20 protein-coding genes are annotated in these 19,557 nt (G+C 46.9%); 1 reads left to right on the forward strand and 19 read right to left on the reverse strand.

Features of this window, described 5'->3' with window-relative positions; translation table 11 throughout:
- Positions 1-160: 160 nt before the first annotated feature.
- The 9 genes from MTR82_RS10870 to rpsF form a co-directional block, all read right to left on the reverse strand.
- A complete protein-coding gene (locus MTR82_RS10870) occupies positions 161-1,588 on the reverse strand; it encodes a LysM peptidoglycan-binding domain-containing M23 family metallopeptidase (RefSeq protein WP_246809036.1) in 1,428 nt (475 codons plus the stop codon).
- A 388-nt stretch (positions 1,589-1,976) separates the two neighbouring features.
- Complete coding sequence (locus MTR82_RS10875; RefSeq protein WP_052649577.1) at positions 1,977-3,263, reverse strand: adenylosuccinate synthase; 1,287 nt, start codon at positions 3,261-3,263, stop codon at positions 1,977-1,979.
- 133 nt (positions 3,264-3,396) lie between these two features.
- The gene (dnaB, locus tag MTR82_RS10880) at positions 3,397-4,752 is read right to left on the reverse strand and encodes a replicative DNA helicase (protein WP_052649576.1); all 1,356 of its coding nucleotides are present in this window, start codon (positions 4,750-4,752) and stop codon (positions 3,397-3,399) included.
- A gap of 12 nt (positions 4,753-4,764) precedes the next feature.
- The gene (gene rplI / locus MTR82_RS10885) at positions 4,765-5,214 is read right to left on the reverse strand and encodes a 50S ribosomal protein L9 (RefSeq protein ID WP_052649575.1); all 450 of its coding nucleotides are present in this window, start codon (positions 5,212-5,214) and stop codon (positions 4,765-4,767) included.
- Positions 5,211-7,187, reverse strand: coding sequence for a DHH family phosphoesterase (locus MTR82_RS10890; protein WP_246809037.1), 1,977 nt, complete (start codon positions 7,185-7,187; stop codon positions 5,211-5,213). The genes rplI and MTR82_RS10890 overlap by 4 nt, the downstream gene beginning before the upstream one ends.
- A 13-nt stretch (positions 7,188-7,200) precedes the next feature.
- The gene (locus tag MTR82_RS10895; RefSeq protein ID WP_246809038.1) at positions 7,201-8,151 is read right to left on the reverse strand and encodes a YybS family protein; all 951 of its coding nucleotides are present in this window, start codon (positions 8,149-8,151) and stop codon (positions 7,201-7,203) included.
- Between the two features lie 251 nt (positions 8,152-8,402).
- Positions 8,403-8,639, reverse strand: coding sequence for a 30S ribosomal protein S18 (gene rpsR, locus MTR82_RS10900; protein ID WP_052649572.1), 237 nt, complete (start codon positions 8,637-8,639; stop codon positions 8,403-8,405).
- Between the two features lie 51 nt (positions 8,640-8,690).
- Entirely contained in the window at positions 8,691-9,161 is a 471-nt protein-coding gene (gene ssb, locus MTR82_RS10905) for a single-stranded DNA-binding protein (protein WP_052649571.1), read from the reverse strand.
- Positions 9,162-9,204: 43 nt separating this feature from the next.
- Positions 9,205-9,492 (reverse strand): 30S ribosomal protein S6, encoded by a 288-nt coding sequence (gene rpsF, locus MTR82_RS10910; protein WP_052649570.1) that lies wholly within the window; start codon positions 9,490-9,492, stop codon positions 9,205-9,207.
- A gap of 176 nt (positions 9,493-9,668) precedes the next feature.
- On the opposite strand from rpsF, the gene MTR82_RS10915 reads away from it, so the two are divergent.
- The gene (locus MTR82_RS10915) at positions 9,669-10,226 is read left to right on the forward strand and encodes a DUF3267 domain-containing protein (protein WP_246809039.1); all 558 of its coding nucleotides are present in this window, start codon (positions 9,669-9,671) and stop codon (positions 10,224-10,226) included.
- Positions 10,227-10,243: 17 nt separating this feature from the next.
- Here MTR82_RS10915 and MTR82_RS10920 read toward each other — a convergent pair whose 3' ends face one another.
- The 10 genes from MTR82_RS10920 to mnmG all read right to left on the reverse strand — a co-directional run bounded on the left by MTR82_RS10920 (position 10,244) and on the right by mnmG (position 19,538).
- Positions 10,244-10,615: a gamma-glutamylcyclotransferase family protein gene (locus MTR82_RS10920; protein ID WP_246809040.1), complete on the reverse strand. Its 372-nt coding sequence runs from the start codon at positions 10,613-10,615 to the stop codon at positions 10,244-10,246.
- 111 nt (positions 10,616-10,726) lie between these two features.
- Positions 10,727-11,827 (reverse strand): redox-regulated ATPase YchF, encoded by a 1,101-nt coding sequence (gene ychF / locus MTR82_RS10925; RefSeq protein WP_246809067.1) that lies wholly within the window; start codon positions 11,825-11,827, stop codon positions 10,727-10,729.
- Positions 11,828-11,940: 113 nt separating this feature from the next.
- On the reverse strand, positions 11,941-12,144 hold the full coding sequence (locus MTR82_RS10930) for a DUF951 domain-containing protein (protein ID WP_052649567.1): 204 nt from the start codon (positions 12,142-12,144) through the stop codon (positions 11,941-11,943).
- Positions 12,145-12,162: 18 nt separating this feature from the next.
- On the reverse strand, positions 12,163-12,999 hold the full coding sequence (locus MTR82_RS10935; RefSeq protein WP_407674794.1) for a mechanosensitive ion channel family protein: 837 nt from the start codon (positions 12,997-12,999) through the stop codon (positions 12,163-12,165).
- Positions 13,000-13,130: 131 nt separating this feature from the next.
- Positions 13,131-13,844, reverse strand: a complete 714-nt coding sequence (locus MTR82_RS10940) for a DUF554 domain-containing protein (protein WP_052649566.1) — start codon at positions 13,842-13,844, stop codon at positions 13,131-13,133.
- 248 nt (positions 13,845-14,092) lie between these two features.
- A complete protein-coding gene (locus tag MTR82_RS10945; RefSeq protein WP_246809041.1) occupies positions 14,093-14,926 on the reverse strand; it encodes a ParB/RepB/Spo0J family partition protein in 834 nt (277 codons plus the stop codon).
- Positions 14,919-15,680: a ParA family protein gene (locus MTR82_RS10950; RefSeq protein ID WP_052649564.1), complete on the reverse strand. Its 762-nt coding sequence runs from the start codon at positions 15,678-15,680 to the stop codon at positions 14,919-14,921. The genes MTR82_RS10945 and MTR82_RS10950 overlap by 8 nt, the downstream gene beginning before the upstream one ends.
- Before the next feature lie 169 nt (positions 15,681-15,849).
- Complete coding sequence (gene noc, locus MTR82_RS10955; protein ID WP_246809042.1) at positions 15,850-16,704, reverse strand: nucleoid occlusion protein; 855 nt, start codon at positions 16,702-16,704, stop codon at positions 15,850-15,852.
- Between the two features lie 101 nt (positions 16,705-16,805).
- A complete protein-coding gene (gene rsmG / locus MTR82_RS10960) occupies positions 16,806-17,519 on the reverse strand; it encodes a 16S rRNA (guanine(527)-N(7))-methyltransferase RsmG (protein ID WP_052649562.1) in 714 nt (237 codons plus the stop codon).
- 129 nt (positions 17,520-17,648) lie between these two features.
- The gene (gene mnmG, locus MTR82_RS10965) at positions 17,649-19,538 is read right to left on the reverse strand and encodes a tRNA uridine-5-carboxymethylaminomethyl(34) synthesis enzyme MnmG (protein ID WP_052649561.1); all 1,890 of its coding nucleotides are present in this window, start codon (positions 19,536-19,538) and stop codon (positions 17,649-17,651) included.
- Positions 19,539-19,557: the final 19 nt, after the last annotated feature.

Consider the following 19,557-nt stretch of genomic DNA (forward strand, 5'->3'; position numbering starts at 1 on the left):
TTCTTTTCTACCCTTTACTTTATCATTGTTGAAGAGGTTTCGCATCTATGACTCCCTCTCCGGTATTCCCCGGGAAATAATGCTGGCTGTATTTCCGCTAATTTGGAAACTCCCATAAAACAATAAAAATCGATCCACCGGGGTGGATCGATTGAAACGTTCATTTAATATAATTTAACGGGTTTTTGGTGACGCCTTTATAAGAAACTTCAAAATGCAAATGGAGGCCTGTAGAACGTCCGGTCGAGCCCATGACGCCCAGCTTTTTGCCTTTCGGGACTTTTTCGCCCACTTTGACATCGATGGATGAAAGATGCGCATAGATGGTCTCATAGCCGTTTTTATGGTCTACTACGACGCGGTTGCCAAAAGTTCCGGCCGCTCCGGCTGCTTTTACTACACCGTGGTCGGCACTTTTGATCGCCAGTCCGTCCGGGCGGGCTATGTCGATGCCATTATGCAGACGGCCCCACCGTTCGCCTCTGCCGCTTGAGATATAGCCGCCTTCAGCTGGCCAAGCAAATTTTCCGGTCCCGACACTCGGCAATGGCTTTGTGCCTTCGAGGACGATCCGGTCAACCGGCTCTTTCGCCACAGCTTCTGCTGCCAATGTACGCCCGGTCCTCTTGCCGTTTTCTTCCCGGATTGCATAGGTTAATTGCTTTTCCCCGGCCGCGCCTTTTTCTTTCACTTTTTTCTCGCCGACCAGCACATGCTTGTCTTTTTTCGTGACGGTTTTATTCGGAATGGCTTTTGCCGTTTTTTCTTCACGTTGAACGTACACGGTCACTTTCGGCCCTTCTTCAGCAATCTTTATGGAAGTGCCGGAGTCAAACGCAGCCAAATTCAGCTTCGGATTCATTTCCTTCAAATCTTCTACGGTCACATCAAATTTCTCCGCGATCATTTGGGCAGATTCCCCATTTGCCGCTCGGTGGAACCGTTCACCTTTCAGCAAGTAGCTCACGGCTTGGTCCACCGTCATTACTTCCGAAGGATCGACTTGCTGGGAAGCGCCGGAAATTTTCTCGGCAATAGCTAAATCCGTTAGCCGGCTTTCGCCGACTCCGATTTCTGCAGGTGCTTTCCCTGTCTCCATCCGCTCTTCCCATTCCGCCAACTCCTCGGGCGATGCAAATGCCAGCTTCACTTGCTTGATGGTTTCATTGTAAGCTTCCCGGTCTTTCACATACACTGCCGTCTCATCGCCTGCAGCCAGCCTGAAAGCAGCTGCTTTGATTGGCAACGCTGCCGCTACCCGGTCGAATGCTTCGCCAACCCTTGAAATAGGCGAAGCGAAGACTTTCTCCTCGATTACCTTCACGCCACGGTCCACCTGGAGATCTAGTTCTTCATAAGACGTTTGTATATGGTCGATTCGCTCTGCTGCTGCGGTTTTCAGCGATGCGCTGTCGCTGACAGCACCTAAGTATTCGCCATTGTTATAAATATGGTAAACGGGTTCTAGCCCGGATTCTTCAATCGGTTTTGCTGAAACGGTAGTAATCCCAAAGCCTGTCACTAACAAAATAGATGCAGCCGCCCATTTCAATTTGATCGATTGGCCGGCTTTCTTTATTTCTTTCATTGTATCGGTTTTCCTCCTGCTTTTATCTGTATAAATTCCTGTATGGTTTCCGCTCTTTTTCGAAGCTTTTACCACTCTAGCACATTCTTATTTTGAAATAACACCAATTGCCTTTTTGTAAAACAGCTGTCGCATTCTTGGCAATAAATTCTAATTACTGGCTATTTTTATGTATTTTTTCACGCTTTTCCCGCGTTATTAGAAATATTTTCTAATATTTTTTGTCGAAATGATGTTTTATTGTCATAAATGTTACATAGGAGCCCTGTCCAACCTCGATAAATGTGTACATTTTGTTAAAATAACAAAAAAACGCAAAAAAGAGTTGAAATGGAGATCCACTTCAACTCTTTTATCCTATTTTTTACTTAACAGGCGTTGCCGTTTCTTAGCGCCAAACGCTTGTAACGATATTTGTCTGGTTGCGGTCGGGTCCGACGGAGAAAATCGAAATCTGTACCCCTGTCAACTGGGCAATGCGCTCCAAATAGTGGCGGGCATTGGCCGGAAGTTCATCCAGTGATTTGCATTTCGTTACGTCTTCTGACCAGCCTGGCAGTTCTTCGTAAACCGGTTCGCAATCTGCAAGCATGCGCAAGTTCGCCGGATATTCCGTGATCAATTCGCCTTTATAGCGGTACGCTGTACAGATTTTCACCGTTTCAAGGCCCGTCAATACGTCGATTGAGTTGACCGTCAAATCCGTTAACCCGCTGACGCGGCGTGCGTGGCGTACGACTACGCTGTCGAACCAGCCGATGCGGCGCGGACGGCCTGTAGTGGTACCGTATTCTTTGCCGACTTCGCGGATCTGCTGTCCGACTTCATCAAAGAGTTCAGTCGGGAACGGGCCGTCTCCAACGCGTGACGTATAGGCTTTGCATACGCCAATGACGTGCTGGATCGTAGTCGGTCCAACGCCTGCTCCGATGGTTACACCGCCCGCTACCGGGTTGGAAGAAGTAACAAACGGATAAGTTCCTTGGTCGATATCGAGCATCACGCCTTGAGCGCCTTCGAAAAGAACGCGTCGGCCGTCATCGATGGCATCATTCAATACTTTCGACGTATCGGTTACGTATTTGGCAATTTCCTGGCCATATTCGTAGTATTCTTCCAGAATTTCTTCTACTGTAAATCCTTCAGTTTCGTAGAATTTCTCGAACATCCGGTTTTTCTCATTCAAGTTCATGCGCAATTTTTCTTCGAACACGACATGGTCTAAAAGATCCGCCATGCGGATACCGACACGTGCTGCTTTGTCCATATAAGCAGGTCCGATGCCTTTGCCAGTTGTTCCGATTTTATTCGCTCCGCGGCGCGCTTCTTCCACTTCGTCTTGCTTGATGTGGTAAGGCAAGATCACGTGCGCGCGATTGGAAATGCGCAGATTTTCAGTTGTGACGCCGCGTTCATGCAAAGCTTTCAGCTCTTTTACCAACGCTTTCGGGTCTACAACCATTCCGTTGCCGATCACTGAAATTTTGTCTTTATAAAAGATCCCCGATGGAATCAAATGCAATTTATACGTTTCGCCGCCGAAAATGATGGTATGTCCAGCATTGTTTCCGCCTTGGTAACGCGCAATCACTTCTGCGTGCTCAGATAGAAAATCTGTGATTTTCCCTTTTCCTTCGTCTCCCCATTGCGTTCCTACTACTACGACTGATGTCATTGTCCGCACCTCCGTTAGGCCTCTGCCCTATCTCAAACAGTCTCCATTGTAGCAGTGAAATGCCCTTTCGTCAATAAAATCCCAAAGAAAAACGAACAATAGACGAAATTACTCATCTATCGTTCGCTTTTTTCTAGAAATCCGGACCGCCTTCGTGCTGGCTCCAGTCAATGGTCACGAATTTATTGTATTCTTTCACAAATGCCAATTTCACTGTACCGGTCGGGCCGTTACGCTGTTTGGCAATGATGATTTCAATCATGTTCTGGTCTTCGGTTTCTTTATCGTAATAATCTTCCCGGTAAAGGAAGGAAACGATATCGGCATCCTGCTCAATACTTCCGGATTCCCGCAAATCGGACATCATCGGACGTTTGTCTTGCCGCTGCTCAACGCCCCGCGACAGCTGGGACAAGGCGATAACCGGAACTTCCAGTTCACGCGCCAAGCCTTTCAGCGAGCGGGAAATATCCGATACTTCCTGCTGCCGGTTTTCTCCTGATTTGCCGGGGCCCTGGATCAGCTGAAGGTAATCGATCATGATCATGCCAAGGCCGTATTCCTGTTTCAAACGGCGGCATTTGGCGCGGATATCGTTGACCCGGATTCCCGGCGTGTCATCGATAAAGATTCCGGCGTTCGACAAGCTTCCCATTGCCATGGTGAGTTTGCGCCAGTCTTCGTTCTGCAGCGCACCCGTCCGCATAATTTGCGCATCGATGTTTCCTTCTGCACAAAGCATACGCATGACCAGCTGCTCAGCACCCATCTCGAGGCTGAAGATCGCGACGTTCTCATCGGTTTTTGTTGCTACGTTCTGGGCCACATTCAAGGCAAATGCCGTCTTACCGACTGAAGGCCGTGCAGCCACGATAATCAAGTCGTTTCGCTGGAACCCTGCTGTTACCTTATCCAAGTCCCGGAAGCCGGTAGGAATGCCTGTAACGTCGCCTTTTCGGGTATGGAGCAATTCGATATTATCATACGTTTTTACGAGTACATCTTTGATGTGGATAAAGTCGCCCGCGTTCTTGCGGTTCGACACTTCCATCATCTTTTTCTCAGCTTCCGACAGCAAGGCTTCCACTTCATCTTCGCGTGTAAACCCGTCTTCCACAATCGAAGTCGCCACCCGTATCAAGCGCCGCAGCAGCGACTTTTCTTCGACGATATGGGCGTAATGCGCCACGTTTGCCGCTGTCGGAACCGCGTTGGCGATTTCCGTCAAATACGACAATCCGCCAACGTCTTCCAGTTCTTTCTTGACCGATAATTCTTCCGTCACGGTCACGACATCAATCGCTTTCCCGTGGTCTGACAAGGTCAGCATCGTCTGGAAAATCTTTTGATGGGCAATGCGGTAAAAATCTTCCGGCATGACAATTTCTGCCACCGTGATCAGCGATTGCGGTTCTAAAAAGATGGCCCCAATAACCGATTGCTCGGCTTCATGGTTATGCGGAGGGACGCGATCCAGTGTTTCGTTCATCGGTTCATCACCTTACGCTTCTTCTGTTACATGGACTTTAAGAGTAGCTGTGACGTCGTGGTGCAATTTTACAGGCACGTTCGTATAGCCAAGTGCACGGATTGCATCATCTAATTCCATTTTGCGCTTATCCACTTTGATGCCATGTTTCTTCTCAAGTTCTGTTGCCACTTGCTTCGTTGTAATCGAACCGAATAAACGGCCGCCTTCCCCTGATTTCGCTTTTAATTCGACGGTCAGGTTTTCAAGTTTTGCTTTCAGCTCTTTTGCTTCCTGCAATTCTTTTTCTGCTTCTTTTTCTTCTTTTTTCTTCTGGCCGGCCAATTGGCTGATTGCTGCCTGGTCGGCTTCTTTCGCTAAGTTGTTTTTCAATAAAAAGTTATGTGCGTAGCCATCCGCCACATTTTTGATCTCGCCTTTTTTGCCTTTTCCTTTAACGTCTTTCAAGAATATCACTTTCATTCCGTTGTGCCTCCTTCAAATTGTTCGGTAATGACTTCTTTTAATTGGGCAACCGCCTCTTCGATCGTCGAGCCGGGGATTTGCGTCGCCGCATTCGTTAAATGCCCGCCGCCTCCCATATTCTCCATGACGATCTGCACGTTTACTTCTCCAAGGGAGCGCGCCGAAATGCCAATGCCGCCTTCGCTTCTTTCCGCAACCACGAACGACGCATTGACGTCTTTCATGGTCAGCAGGATGTCCGCAGTCTGGGCAATCAGCACCGGGCTGTAGATGCGGCCCGGTTCGCCTTTCGCAATCGCGATGCCGTCTCCGACAAACTCGACGGTCTGGACGATTTTCGCACGTTCCACGTATGTGTCCAGGTCTTCTTTTAGTAAACGCTGGACCAGCACCGTATCCGCACCATTCGAGCGCAAATACGAGGCCGCTTCGAAGGTTCTCGCCCCGGTACGGAGCGTAAAACTTTTCGTGTCGACGATGATGCCGGCAAGCATGGCCGTCGCTTCAAGCATCGACAGTTTTTCATATTTCGGCTGATACTCGATCAATTCGGTCACCAGTTCCGCCGTCGAAGACGCATATGGCTCCATATAGACGAGCATCGTATTGGTGATGAATTCCTCGCCGCGGCGATGGTGGTCGATCAAAACAATCCGCTCCATGCGCTGGAGCAGCCGCTCATCAATGACCATCGAAGGTTTGTGCGTATCGACGATGACGAGCAGCGAATTGTCCGTCATATCGGCAAGCGCTTCTTCCGGTGTGATAAAGCGGTCGAACAGATCCGGATCCTGTTCAATTTCTTCCATCAAGCGCATCACGCTGCGGTCGTACTCATTGAAATCCAGAACGATGCGTCCCTGGACTTTATTCATCGCAGCCATTTTCGCAACGCCGACTGCCGCCCCGATGGCATCCATATCCGGCATTTTATGGCCCATGACAAAGACCTGGTCGCTTTCCTGCATCAAATCGCGAAGTGCATGGGAAATGACGCGCGCCCGCACCCGCGTGCGTTTTTCAACAGGGTTGGTCTTGCCGCCATAAAATTTCACTTTTCCGCTTGGGTGCTTGATCGCCACTTGGTCGCCGCCGCGCCCTAGTACCAGATCAAGCCCGGATTGTGCCATGCTGCCAAGCTCCACTAAGGAAGCCGATCCCGCACCGACTCCAATGCTCAAAGTCAACGCCAAATTATCTTTCGACGTCACTTCCCGGATATTGTCCAGAATCGCGAATTTCGACAGCTCCAGCTCTTTTAGAATGGATTCGTTGAACACGGCCATAAACCGGTCCGAAGAAATGCGCTTCACGAAAATTCCGTGGTCGGCGCCCCATTCATTGATCAGCGATGTGACCAGGCTGTTCAAATTGCTTCGCGTCTGGTCATCCATCCCTTGGGACAATTCATCGTAGTTGTCGATAAAGAGAATTCCAAGAACCGTCCGATCGGCATAATAGAGCGTTTCGATTTCCACTTGTTCGGTGATGTCGAATAAATAGAACAAGCGGTCATCCGCTTTATAATAGACCCGGTATTTCCGTTCGCCCAGCGTAATGATGGTTTCTTTCGCTTCTTCTGATTTTATCATCGTATGGAATTCATCCGATAACGTATAAATCGATTCACCAATTAAGGTGTCGTATTCCAATTCAGTTGTCATATAGGGATTGGCCCATTCAATATCAAAATTTTCATTGACGAGCAAAATCCCGATCGGCATTTCCAGCAGCGCTTCTTCGCCCACTTTTTTGACGCGGTAAGATAGCGTTTCGATATGCTTTTCCGTTTCTTCGTACACTCTTTTTTCTGTCATCCAGGCAGCGGCAAATGCTGCCGCAAAAAGCAGGACAAATCCTCCTGCTGCCCATTCCGACCAAAGTGAAATCAGAATTGCGGCTGCGATCCCAAGGATCAGCAGCGCTATAAGCGGATATCGAAGTTTTCTTTTCCTAAAAAAAGCCGACATTCTCTTCAGCTCCTTATTTTCCTTTAAACTCGTGTGCCCGCTTCACCCAGCCCCGGATATCAAATCCAAGGTCCACGATTCCAACGATGCTCGTAAATGATTGCAGCGGAATGGCTAAAATGGTCACGATGACCGTTACCCATTTTGGCCAGCCTTCCTGCTTGATGTAGAAATGGTAGAACGATATCCCTTGCAGGAACAGCAGGAATTGAAGCATAACAGTGGCATTCATCAATACCATATAAGGCATGGTTCCCGGCTGGAATTCGCTGAATGCGGAAACCACGATAACGATTAAGTAATACCATAGGACCGATTTTGGCAATTTCAACTCCCGGAAAGGCGGAAATGCCGGAACTTCAGTTCCAAGCCGCTTCAAAACCGGCAGCAGGAGGAGAAACAGGACCCATGTCCCTATAAATACGCCCAATACCAACCACGTTGGCATTAAGGTTTCCATCGCCAGCAAAAACTGAATCACGTTTTCATTGTAATCCTCCGGCAACGTGCCGATACTTTCCATTAAAGCACTCGTCTGCTCAAATGAATTTTTCATCTCGGTCATCGCTTCTTCTAAGATATTGATCCCGAGCAGCGCAATGGATGCGACATATTGCACGATGATCGATATCAAAAGGACAATGCTTGCTCCCATAAACATAAAAAGCTTGCTTTTTCGGTTGAAAATGGACAAACCGATGACCAAGCCGAGCGGGATATGGATCAGTGCTAGCGGCAGCGACAGGAGCCCGCCGACGATAAACGTCAAAATCAGGCAGACGGCTGAGAAAAGCGCAGAAGCTTTGCCGCCGTATTTTGCACTATACCAAGCGATTGGCAGCGCCAGAAATAGCGAACTGACAATCTGTAAAAGAGGCACATAAACAGAAATCGCCAGCAGCACGGTAAAGACTGCGGCCATCATGGCACCCTGTGTAAGTTGTCTTGTTTGTTGATTCTGCATTCGAGTGGTTGTCCCCTTCTTTCGGGTTTATTTCATCCTTGTAATTGTAACATGATTGAAGTGCAGGAACAAAAAACGCCTCTTCCAAAGAAGCGGAAGAGGATGGAAAGAAGAGTCTACTTGATGAGACGAGAAATCGCCAAATAAAAAAAGGCCGGTTTCCCGGCCTTTCTCATCATATGAAAATAGCTTAAAAGGAGAATGTTTTGTCCACACTCCAACACCTGATCAGGTGCTTCCGCTTTTCTTATTTATTTTTCTTCCGCAACAAACGGTAGAAGTGCCATGATACGAGCGCGTTTGATAGCGATTGTCAACTTGCGTTGCCATTTAGCGCTTGTGCCTGTAACACGACGTGGCAAGATTTTTCCTCTTTCAGAAATGAATTTCTTCAATAGGTCAGTATCTTTATAGTCGATGTACGTAATGTTGTTTGAAGTGAAATAACAAACCTTTTTGCGTTTTTTGCCTCCGCGACGTGGTGCCATATCGAATTACCTCCTTTATACTAAATTTGTGTCCGTCAGTTCAAGCCGTTCTTAGAATGGCAAATCGTCATCCGATACTTCGATCGGGCCGCTGCCGCTTGAGAATGGGTCTTGGTCTACACGGGTATGGTTTTGTTGACTTGGCGATTGGTTCTGCTGATAAGATGGCTGCCCTTGTGAACGATCTGCACCAGCACCAGAATTTTTAGGTTCAAGGAATTGAACACTGTCTGCTACTACTTCAGTCGTGTAAACGCGTTTTCCGTCTTGTCCCTCGTAGCTGCCAGTTTGAATGCGGCCTTCTACACCAGCGAGGCTTCCTTTTTTCAGGAAGTTTGCCGTGTTTTCAGCTTGCTTGCGCCAAACCGTACAATTGATAAAATCCGTTTCCTTCTCACCTTGCGCATTGGAGAACGTCCGGTTTACAGCCAGTGTAAAGCGAGCGACTGCCGCTCCGCTTGGCGTATAGCGAAGGTCAGGATCTTTTGTCAGTCTTCCGACTAAAACAACTCGGTTAATCATCAGAATTCAACCCCCTTTTAGTCAATATTTACAGGTTTACCGCTTACGCTTCTTTGTTGATCGCGATATGACGGATAATGTCTTCGTTAATGTTCGCAAGACGTGTGTATTCGTTGATAGCTTCAGAACCAGCGTTTACTTTTACGATATGGTAGAAACCTTCACGCAAATCGTTGATTTCGTAAGCTAAACGACGTTTACCCCACTCTTTCGACTCGATGATTTCAGCACCGTTAGAAGTAAGGATGTCGTTAAAACGCTCAACTAGAGCTTTTTTCGCTTCCTCTTCAATTGCAGGCTGAATGATATACATTAATTCGTATTCTCTCATCGTGTTTTCACCTCCTCATGGACTTGGGCCCTGCTGTTTCCAGCGGGCAAGGAGCAAGCAATTCATAATATTACTCACATCACTGTATTGTATCACACAGCCATTGCTTCTGCAAGTGTGTTTTCGCATTCCCATAAGCTATAGTGGAGTTAGAAAATAATAAAGGAAGTGGTCAAATGGAACCTTCTCGCGTTATCGACATCAATTTGGAAGAGATTGCCCCTAAACTGTTATGGATCAATATTTTGCTGTTGGCTGTTTTTGCCGCTGCTTTTCATTTTTTCGCGGAACCTCTGTCTTTTGGTTTTTCTCTTTCCGCTATTCTTTATTTCATCATCGGCTATGCCCTTTTGATTGTGCTGCATGAACTTTTTCATTTAATCGGTTTTCTGCTCTTTGGAAAAGTCTCGTTCGCTTCTTTAAAATACGGGCTCAATTTAAAATTGGGCATTGCCTATGCCACGACCAGCACCCCGCTGCCCAGTTCGGCCATGAGAAAAGCGCTGCTGCTGCCCTTTTGGACGACCGCTGTCCTTCCGACCCTTATCGGCTTTTGGATCGAGAGCCAAATCCTGGTGCTGCTTGGCGCCATGCTGGCTGCCGGAGCGGCCGGCGATTTCATCATGTACCGTGAACTTCTGAAAGAAAAGAAAGATATTTGGGTGCTGGACGATCCGGAACTTCCGCGCCTTCACCTTTATGACAGCAAGCCGATAAACGAAAGCCCCGAGTGAATCACTCAGGGCTTTTGTTATGCGTATGCGATTTCCCAGTTGCCTGAAGAAATCTTTGTTTTCAATAAATCCTTTTGTTTTGCCTCGTAGACGACCGCCTCTAGCGTCCCGTTTTCCGTCTGGACAGCTATCGCCTTTTTCTCGTAAAGATCGCTTTCTTCGCCCACACAATCCTCTAAAAAGTCGAGGGCCGGCCACAAGACGTCCGGAATATCGTAGACTTCTCCTGCCACCTCATCGTTTTCAGCTAAACTAAGGGCTGGATAGCCAAGTCCTGTGTCATAAAGCGCTCCTTTTGCTGATGCATGCTCGGCTACTAAATTCGCTTCTTCCAAATACGCATGATACTTGCCGCCTTGTTTCAATGTTCCGTATACAAATAATAACATTTTGATATGCCTCCCCGAAAAAAAGCCGGATGCGGTTGAGGCATCCGGTTTTTATTATTTTTATCGCTGCTGCGACCTTATATTCTCATCAGTGGTGTTGAAATTAACTTTTTAAACGTTGAATCTGAACAGCATTACATCGCCGTCTTTTACGATATACTCTTTGCCTTCTTGGCGTACTTTCCCTGCTTCTTTTGCTGAAGCCATCGAACCTAACTCGACTAGATCTTCGTATGCCACTGTTTCAGCGCGAATGAATCCGCGTTCGAAGTCCGAGTGGATGATCCCCGCACATTGCGGTGCTTTCATTCCTTTTTTAAAGGTCCATGCACGCACTTCCTGAACGCCTGCTGTGAAGTAAGTAGCCAGTCCAAGCAAATTATAAGAAGCCTTGATCAATTGATCAAGCCCTGACTCTTGGATGCCGAGCTCTTCCAGGAACATTTCTTTTTCCTCATCTTCCAATTCAGCCATTTCTTCTTCGATTTTCGCACAGACGATGATCACTTCAGAATTTTGTTCTGCTGCGTATTCACGCACTTTTTGAACGTATTCGTTGTCTTCTGCATCTGCGATTTCATCTTCAGAAACGTTGGCTACATAAAGCATCGGCTTCAGCGTCAGCAAGTTCAAGTTCTTCGCGATTTGCAATTCATCGTCGGTAAAGTCGATAGAACGCGCCATCTGCCCTGCTTCAAATGCTTCACGCAGCTTCATCAATACAGGCTCTTCTGCAACCGCATCTTTGTCCCTTTGTTTGACCAGTTTTGCAGCACGCGCAATGCGCTTTTCAATGCTTTCCATATCCGCCAGGATCAATTCCAAATTGATGACTTCAATATCGGAAACCGGATCTACTTTTCCGGATACGTGCGTCACGTTTTCGTCAGCGAAGCAACGGACCACTTGGCAAATGGCATCGACTTCACGAATATGCGAAAGGAATTTATTTCCAAGTCCTTCCCCTTTGCTTGCGCCTTTAACGATTCCGGCAATGTCGGTAAATTCGAATGCGGTTGGGATGGTTTTTTTCGGTACGACTAATTCAGTCAATTTGTCTAAACGTTCGTCCGGAACTTCTACGATTCCGACGTTCGGGTCTATTGTACAAAACGGATAGTTGGCTGCTTCAGCCCCCGCTTTTGTGATAGCGTTAAATAATGTGGATTTCCCCACGTTTGGTAATCCTACAATCCCTGCAGTTAATGCCATAGGATTCACGACCTTTCCTCTATATCAAACGAATTATTTTTATGCAACCATTCCATTATAGAAATGAAACACGAATCTGTCCATTCTTCAAAACTTCATCAAAACCAAAGAACCTATTCCTGCACTTCCGCTTTGACTAAAACCTTTTTCATTTTTTTATTGAACTCGACCCGCGGAATCATCACGCTATGCTGGCAGCCTTCACATTTAATGCGGATATCTGCGCCCATGCGAATGATTTTCCAAGCATTGGCCCCGCAAGGATGCCCTTTTTTCATTTCCACTACATCATTTAAGCCAAATTCTTTCATTTCCATCCATGTTAGTCTCCTTTATTATTTTTTATTAATAACAGAAGGATTGGATTCTTCCGGCGAACGCTGCACCATGACCATCCGTGGATACGGAATCTCCACACCTTTGCGGTCCAGGTATTCTTTCAAATCTCTCCGGATGCCGCGGGAAACGGCAAAATGCTGCATCGGCAGCGTTTCTGCCGTGATGCGCATAATGATTTCTGTTGTCGTAATATTTTGGACGCCGAGCAATTCGGGCGGCTTGATGATCTGCTCGTATTTTTGAGGCAGATCCACGAGAAATTCCTGAATCAATTTTTCCACTTTCGCAATATCCGATTCGTAGGAGATGTTTACATCCACCACAGCAATCGAGTTATGAATGGAAAAGTTCACAACGTCGGTTACATTGCCATTCGGAAAGATAAACAGCTCTCCCGTGAAGCCTTTTATTTTCGTGGTGCGAAGGCCGATTTCCTCAACCGTTCCTTCCGCTTGGCCCACCCGGACATAATCGCCTACTGAAAACTGGTCTTCAAAGATGATGAAAAACCCGGTGATCACATCACGAACCAAGTTCTGTGCGCCAAAACCGATTGCGAGCCCGAGCACCCCGGCCCCGGCAATCAGCCCGGTCACATCGATGGTAAAAGCCGACAGCACGGCGATGATCGCTACAAAATAAACGACATAAGCGACCACGTTTTCGAGCAATTTCGATAGCGTCTGCTGGCGGCGTTCGTTGTAATGCAGCGGCCCTTTAATCCGCACTGAAAACGTTTTTCGAATCAATGGACGGGCGATTTTCACGACGATCATGGCTGCGATAATGATCAGCATCACTTTAATCGCCACAAACCCGACGCCGACCCACATTGCTTCATCGGTTAATATTTCTTTCACATTTTCCGTAAATGTACTTACTGCACCTACCGGATCCATTGTTTCTAACGGATCTTCGATTTCTTTTGTATCTACTGCCACTGTTTCACCTTCCTTGCAAACAATTATCCTATGTTCATTTTAAACATCACCGTGACAATCAATCCAACAACGACAACACCCGGCAATAGATTCGCCACGCGCATTTTTGTCAGCCCCATCAAATTCAATCCAATGGCGACAATCATGACGCCTCCGGTCGCGGTCATTTCCGTAATGAACATATCCAATGCCGCTTCCGGTACGATCAAACTGATCTGAGTGGCGAATAAAGCGATCAGCCCTTGGTAAACAAATACCGGAATGGCCGCTAAAAGCACGCCGATTCCAAGGGTAGACGCCAGTATAATCGATGTAAAGCCATCTATCAAACCTTTTGATATCAATACGCCATGTTCGTTGCTCAATCCGCTTTCAAGCGCCCCGATAATGCCCATCGCGCCAATTACAAATATGAGCGTAGCGGTCACAAATCCTTGGGCAATGCTGTCTTTGCTTTCTTTAGCCCCTAGCTTTACTTCGATCCATCGGCCGAAATCGTTTAATTTTCTATCCAGGTTCATCCATTCGCCGATTACCGCACCAAACACCAAACTGATGATGACAACAATGAAGTTTTGGCTTTCCAACCCCATCTGCAGCCCCAATACCACTACAGCCAAGCCAATCACATACATTACCGTTTCTTTCATCTTCTCGGGAATGTTCCGAAGCGCCCTGCCGATCACCGTTCCCACTACGATCAAAATCGCATTTACCAATGTTCCTAAGAGAACCATCGCTTTACTTCCCCTTCCCCGGTGCTATGTAATTTTCAATCGCTTCCTCTTTTTGTCAAGCCTATACGCGGGCCTGCGCTTTTCTTGTCCAGCTGCGGCCCCCCAGGCTCTCGAGGTCTTAAGTCACCTGGCTTAGGAAATCAAGATTTCCACGCCATGCGCCTTAAGCTTGTCGAGCCTATACGAGAACCTCCGCTTTTCTTCTGACAAAACAGAACCTATTTCCCTTTTCAGGAAATAGGCGCTTGTCAGTTTAAGAGTTCAAGTATGCGTTCCAAGTCTTCTTCAGAGAAAAATTCGATTTCAATTTTTCCTTTGTTTTTTGATTTCTTGATTTGGACATTGGTCCCAAAACGGTCTCTCAATTCGGACTGCTTTTCTTCGATAAATAAATTCTTTTTCTTTTCCACTGTTTCACGTGGAACATCTTCATTCAAGCGCTGCACCAAATTTTCCAATTGGCGCACATTCATGCTCTCTTTTACCACTTTTTCAGCGGTTTCTGAAATGAGCTTTTTCGTTCTTAGCCCGAGCAAGGTCCGTCCATGGCCCATCGTCAATTTCTTATCGGAAATCATTTGGCGGACGGGTTCCGGCAAAGCAAGCAAGCGAACGTGGTTTGCAATGTGCGGACGGCTCTTGCCGAGTCGGAAAGCCAGCTGTTCTTGCGTGAGGTTTAAAGCTTCCATCAACTTCTGATAAGCTTCCGCTTCTTCAATCGGCGTTAAATCTTCCCGTTGAAGGTTTTCTAATATAGCTAATTCCATCATTTGCTGATCATTTAAGTCTTTTACAATCGCTGGAACTTCCTTCATTTTCGCAAGTTTGGCTGCCCGGAACCGTCTTTCTCCTACTACTAATTCAAAATGGGTGCCGACTTTCCGGACCACGACCGGCTGCAGGATGCCGTGCTCTTTGATTGAGTCGGACAACTCCTGCAATGCCGCTTCATCGAAAATTTTACGGGGCTGGTATGGGTTCGTCCGTAACTGGCTGATGCTGATCTGATTGATTTTTTCGGATTCACTCACTGTTTCGCCCGGAAACAATGCATTGATTCCTTTGCCTAGTCCTTTAGCCATTACGAATCACTTCCTTCGCTAATTCTAGATAGACTTCGGCCCCTCTAGATTTCGGATCATAGATGATGATCGGTTCGCCGTGGCTTGGTGCTTCGCTTAACCGGACATTCCGCGGAATGATCGTCCGGTAAACTTTGTCCTGGAAATACTTTTTCACTTCTTCAATCACTTGTATCCCTAAATTTGTCCGTGCATCCAGCATCGTCAATAACACGCCTTCAATCATCAAGTCATGATTTAAATGCTTCTGGACCAAACGGACGGTGCTTAGCAGCTGGCTTAACCCTTCAAGCGCATAATATTCACATTGTACCGGAATAATAATGGAATCAGAGGCGGTAAGCGAATTGATCGTCAGCAGCCCGAGTGATGGCGGACAATCAATAATGATGAAATCGTATTGGTCTTTCACTTCATTTATGGCATTTTTCAGCCGAACTTCTCTTGAAATTGTCGACACCAGCTCGATTTCTGCTCCTGCGAGTGAGATGGTCGCAGGCACAATATGAAGGTTCTCCACTTTGGTCTCCATAATGGTGTCTTGGATGTTGACATCATCAATCAGCACTTCGTAAATGCACTGGTCGACATCGCCTTTGTTGACCCCTACTCCGCTCGTCGCGTTTCCTTGGGGATCGATATCTATTAAGAGAACTTTTTGGCCTAAATAAGCAAGGCAGGCACTCAAGTTCACTGAAGAGGTTGTTTTTCCTACGCCGCCTTTTTGATTGGCGATCGCAATAATTCTACCCACACTTGCACCAACTTTCTTTCATACTTCTTCCATTTTACTGCGGTGACACGCTTAATACCATTAGAAACCTAGAAATAATGATAGTTCTTTATCTATTGTAGCAAACCTTTGTACTTTTTATGATTACATTCCTATTAAAAAAGCCCTTTCTGTAAGCAGAAAGAGCTTTTTACGTTTTTTTCTTTGGTATTTTTACGGTGATTTGATAATAATCGTCATGGTCTTCTTCTTCTGTTGTCAATTCGATGCCCGTTTTGGTCACCATATTCAGCGATTCCTTGATCGTGTTCATCGCAATGCGGACATCACGGCTTACCGTTTTTCTCCGCTGCTTCGGCTTTTTCGGTTCATCAGACAACAGCTTAGCCACTTTCGCTTCCAACTGGCTAACGTTCAACCCCAGTTCAAGGGTTTCATTAAACAGTTTTTGCTGAAGTTCCGGATCTTTTATCTTCAATAAAGCCCGGGCATGCCGCTCCGTCAATTGCCGGTTCAGCAACGCTTCCTGGATTTCAGCCGGAAGCTTCAAGAGCCGCAGCTTATTGGCCACCGTCGACTGCCCTTTGCCGAGCCGCTGTGCCAATGCTTCTTGCGTAATGCCGTGGATCCCTAAAAGATTATGATAAGCATTCGCTTCTTCGATCGCTGTCAGTTCTTCTCGCTGCAAATTTTCAATCAAGGCGATCGAAGCGGTTTCTTTATCGCTCAATTCCCGGACAATGGCAGGAACTTCTTCCCAACCAAGAGAGCTCATGGCACGGAAACGGCGTTCTCCTGCAATGATTTCGTACTGGCCGTCTTCGCCTGTTGTGCGAACGACAATTGGTTGGATCACGCCGTGGATATGAATCGTTTTCGCCAGCTCTTCTATCTTTTCCTGATCAAAAACGGTTCGCGGCTGAAATTTATTTGCGCTAATTTTTTCAATCGGCAATTTCACGACATTTTCTGTCGTTTCATTTGCTGCCTTCACCGGTTCTTCTTTATCGCCGCCGCCGAAGAAACGGGAAAAAGGACTCTTCATCCTCAAGCACCACCTTTTAAAAGCTCACTTGTTCATTATTCGCTGCATTATATAAAAATACCTTTATGAATGAATGTTCCACGTGAAACATTGGCATCGATTTAGCTGATTGGGGATTTATTCGGCATGCCCGCTTTTCTTGGATACTTTTTCGGAGTATCCTTGAACTTTTTAAACACTTGAATATAGCGGTCGCTTTCTTCTACTGGCAGTTTAAAAGAATGCACTTCTTCCAACTTCACTCCCAATTTTTGTAAAGCACTTTCAGCATCCTTCAATTCATCCGGAGCCGACGCCGCTTTCATCGCTGCAAACACTCCGCCTTTTTTAACAAGAGGCACGCAAAGTTCTGCAAGCACCGACAAACGCGCAACTGCTCTTGCTGTGACAAGGTCGAAGCTTTCACGTTGAGCAGATTGGCCAAAGTCTTCTGCTCTCGCATGGACAAATTCAACACCGGACAGATTTAGTTTTTCGCTTAAATGCGTGAGGAATTGAATGCGTTTGTTAAGCGAATCCACAATCGTCACGTTGATTTGAGGGAAGCAGATCTTCAGGGGAATGCTTGGGAAGCCAGCGCCTGCCCCAACATCGCAAACTTTTAACGGATTGCTGAAGTCCAGGTAAAAAGCGGCCGTAATAGAATCATAAAAATGCTTTAAATAGACATCCGGCTGATCGGTGATGGCCGTTAAATTCATTTTTTCATTCCATTCAACCAATTCCTCGAAATAAACACGAAACTGCTCTAACTGGGTATCCGTCAAATGGATCCCCTTTTCGCTGAGGGCTTCTTTAAATTGCTGTTCGTTCATTTTTTCTTCCTCCCTCTTTTTTCATGTATGCTGTATGGCTTTAGAGGTTATGTGCGGCTATAAAGCCTGTTTCGTTTCTCCTATGTAAAAATGGGCTGGTCAGCGCCAGCCCATTTATATTTATCCTGTTTAAACGGATACTTTCGCAATTCTACCTTGTTCAATATACACCAAAAGAATGGAAATGTCAGCAGGGTTTACACCGGAAATCCGGGAAGCTTGTGCAATGGAAAGCGGACGCACTTCTGATAATTTCATGCGGGCTTCTGTTGCAATCCCAGAAATCGAATGATAATCGATGTTTTCTGGTATTTTTTTGTCTTCCATTTTTTTGAGTTTCGCCACTTGCTGAAGCGATTTTTCGATGTATCCCTCGTATTTCACTTGGATTTCGACTTGTTCTTTCACTTCATCTTCCAATTCGGTTTCCGAAGCCGTCAATCGCTGGATCATGTCGTAGTCCATTTCCGGGCGTTTTAATAGATCCGCCCCACGGATGCCGTCTTTCAACTCGCTGCCGCCAGCGTCGCGGATCATTTGCTGAGTGGCTTCGTTCGGCTTGATCATGACGTTTCTCAAACGTTTGATTTCTTCTCCAATGCGCTCTTTTTTCGCCAGGAATTTCTCGTAGCGATCATCTGAGACCATTCCGATTCGGTGCCCTAATTCCGTCAAACGCATATCTGCATTGTCATGGCGCAGCAATAAGCGGTATTCCGCACGGGAAGTCAATAGCCGGTAAGGTTCGTTCGTTCCTTTAGTCACCAAATCATCGATCAGTACGCCGATATAAGCATCAGAACGGCTCAAAATCACTTCTTCTTTGCCCAGCACTTTCGCAGCTGCATTGATGCCTGCCATCAAACCTTGGCCAGCAGCTTCTTCGTAGCCCGAAGTCCCGTTGATCTGTCCAGCCGTATAAAGGTTTTCGATTTGTTTCGACTCGAGTGTCGGCCATAATTGCGTCGGTACGATTGCATCGTACTCGATGGCGTAGCCGGCACGCATCATTTCCGCTTTTTCAAGCCCGGGAATCGATTCGAGCAATTGTCTTTGGACGTGTTCAGGCAAGCTCGTGGAAAGCCCTTGTACGTAAACTTCCCGCGTATTGCGCCCTTCCGGCTCCAAGAAAATCTGATGGCGCGGTTTGTCGTTGAAACGCACCACTTTATCTTCGATGGATGGGCAGTAACGCGGACCGGTTCCTTTGATCATGCCGGAGTACATCGGCGATAAATGAAGGTTGGCATCGATGATCTGATGCGTTTTTTCATTCGTATACGTCAGCCAGCAAGGAAGCTGGTCCATGATAAATTCAGTCGTTTCGTAGCTGAATGCCCGCGGCACGTCGTCGCCCGGCTGGATTTCAGTTTGGCTGTAATCGATTGAATTGCTGTTGATCCGCGGAGGTGTCCCTGTTTTGAAACGCACCGTTTCAAAACCGAGTTCTTCCAGATTTTCGGCCAATTTGATCGAGGGCTGCTGGTTATTCGGTCCGCTTGAGTAGCGAAGGTCGCCAATGATGATTTCTCCGCGCAAAAACGTTCCGGTTGTGATGACAACGGAATTTGCCCGGTAAATTCCGCCAACTTGGGTGATCAATCCTTGGACTTTCCCGTCTTCCACTAACAGTTTTTCGGCAATTCCCTGATGGAGCGTCAAATTCTTTTCTTCTTCCATCAGACGCTTCATTTCCTGTTGGTAAAGCACTTTATCAGCTTGTGCGCGAAGTGCGCGGACAGCCGGCCCTTTAGCTGTGTTCAGCATTCTCATTTGTATATGTGTTTTGTCGATGACGCGTCCCATGGCTCCGCCAAGTGCGTCGATTTCGCGTACAACGATGCCTTTTGCAGGTCCGCCGATTGACGGGTTGCATGGCATGAACGCGATCATATCCAGATTCATCGTCAACACAAGTGTTTTGGCACCCATGCGGGCAGAAGCAAGTGCGGCTTCAGCTCCTGCATGCCCTGCTCCTACGACGATGACATCGAACGTGCCTGCTTCGTATTGTGGCATGTTCGTTCATTCCCTTCGA

The sequence above is a fragment of the Planococcus ruber genome, assembly GCF_022819085.1.
Lineage (GTDB): Bacteria > Bacillota > Bacilli > Bacillales_A > Planococcaceae > Planococcus > Planococcus ruber.

Bases quoted from the DNA above. Each gene is read 5' to 3' on its own strand.
- ychF (WP_246809067.1), bottom strand. From the start codon at position 11,827: ATGGCATTAACTGCAGGGATTGTAGGATTACCAAACGTGGGGAAATCC.
- rplI (WP_052649575.1), bottom strand. From the start codon at position 5,214: ATGAAAGTGATATTCTTGAAAGACGTTAAAGGAAAAGGCAAAAAAGGC.
- noc (WP_246809042.1), bottom strand. From the start codon at position 16,704: ATGAAGAGTCCTTTTTCCCGTTTCTTCGGCGGCGGCGATAAAGAAGAA.
- MTR82_RS10935 (WP_407674794.1), bottom strand. From the start codon at position 12,999: ATGTGGGTCGGCGTCGGGTTTGTGGCGATTAAAGTGATGCTGATCATT.
- mnmG (WP_052649561.1), bottom strand. From the start codon at position 19,538: ATGCCACAATACGAAGCAGGCACGTTCGATGTCATCGTCGTAGGAGCA.
- MTR82_RS10875 (WP_052649577.1), bottom strand. From the start codon at position 3,263: ATGACATCAGTCGTAGTAGTAGGAACGCAATGGGGAGACGAAGGAAAA.
- MTR82_RS10940 (WP_052649566.1), bottom strand. From the start codon at position 13,844: ATGGTTCTCTTAGGAACATTGGTAAATGCGATTTTGATCGTAGTGGGA.
- ssb (WP_052649571.1), bottom strand. From the start codon at position 9,161: ATGATTAACCGAGTTGTTTTAGTCGGAAGACTGACAAAAGATCCTGAC.
- MTR82_RS10920 (WP_246809040.1), bottom strand. From the start codon at position 10,615: ATGTTATTATTTGTATACGGAACATTGAAACAAGGCGGCAAGTATCAT.
- rpsF (WP_052649570.1), bottom strand. From the start codon at position 9,492: ATGAGAGAATACGAATTAATGTATATCATTCAGCCTGCAATTGAAGAG.
- MTR82_RS10945 (WP_246809041.1), bottom strand. From the start codon at position 14,926: ATGGCTAAAGGACTAGGCAAAGGAATCAATGCATTGTTTCCGGGCGAA.
- MTR82_RS10870 (WP_246809036.1), bottom strand. From the start codon at position 1,588: ATGAAAGAAATAAAGAAAGCCGGCCAATCGATCAAATTGAAATGGGCG.
- rpsR (WP_052649572.1), bottom strand. From the start codon at position 8,639: ATGGCACCACGTCGCGGAGGCAAAAAACGCAAAAAGGTTTGTTATTTC.
- rsmG (WP_052649562.1), bottom strand. From the start codon at position 17,519: ATGAACGAACAGCAATTTAAAGAAGCCCTCAGCGAAAAGGGGATCCAT.
- MTR82_RS10895 (WP_246809038.1), bottom strand. From the start codon at position 8,151: ATGCAGAATCAACAAACAAGACAACTTACACAGGGTGCCATGATGGCC.
- dnaB (WP_052649576.1), bottom strand. From the start codon at position 4,752: ATGAACGAAACACTGGATCGCGTCCCTCCGCATAACCATGAAGCCGAG.
- MTR82_RS10890 (WP_246809037.1), bottom strand. From the start codon at position 7,187: ATGTCGGCTTTTTTTAGGAAAAGAAAACTTCGATATCCGCTTATAGCG.
- MTR82_RS10930 (WP_052649567.1), bottom strand. From the start codon at position 12,144: ATGGAAATGAAAGAATTTGGCTTAAATGATGTAGTGGAAATGAAAAAA.
- MTR82_RS10915 (WP_246809039.1), top strand. From the start codon at position 9,669: ATGGAACCTTCTCGCGTTATCGACATCAATTTGGAAGAGATTGCCCCT.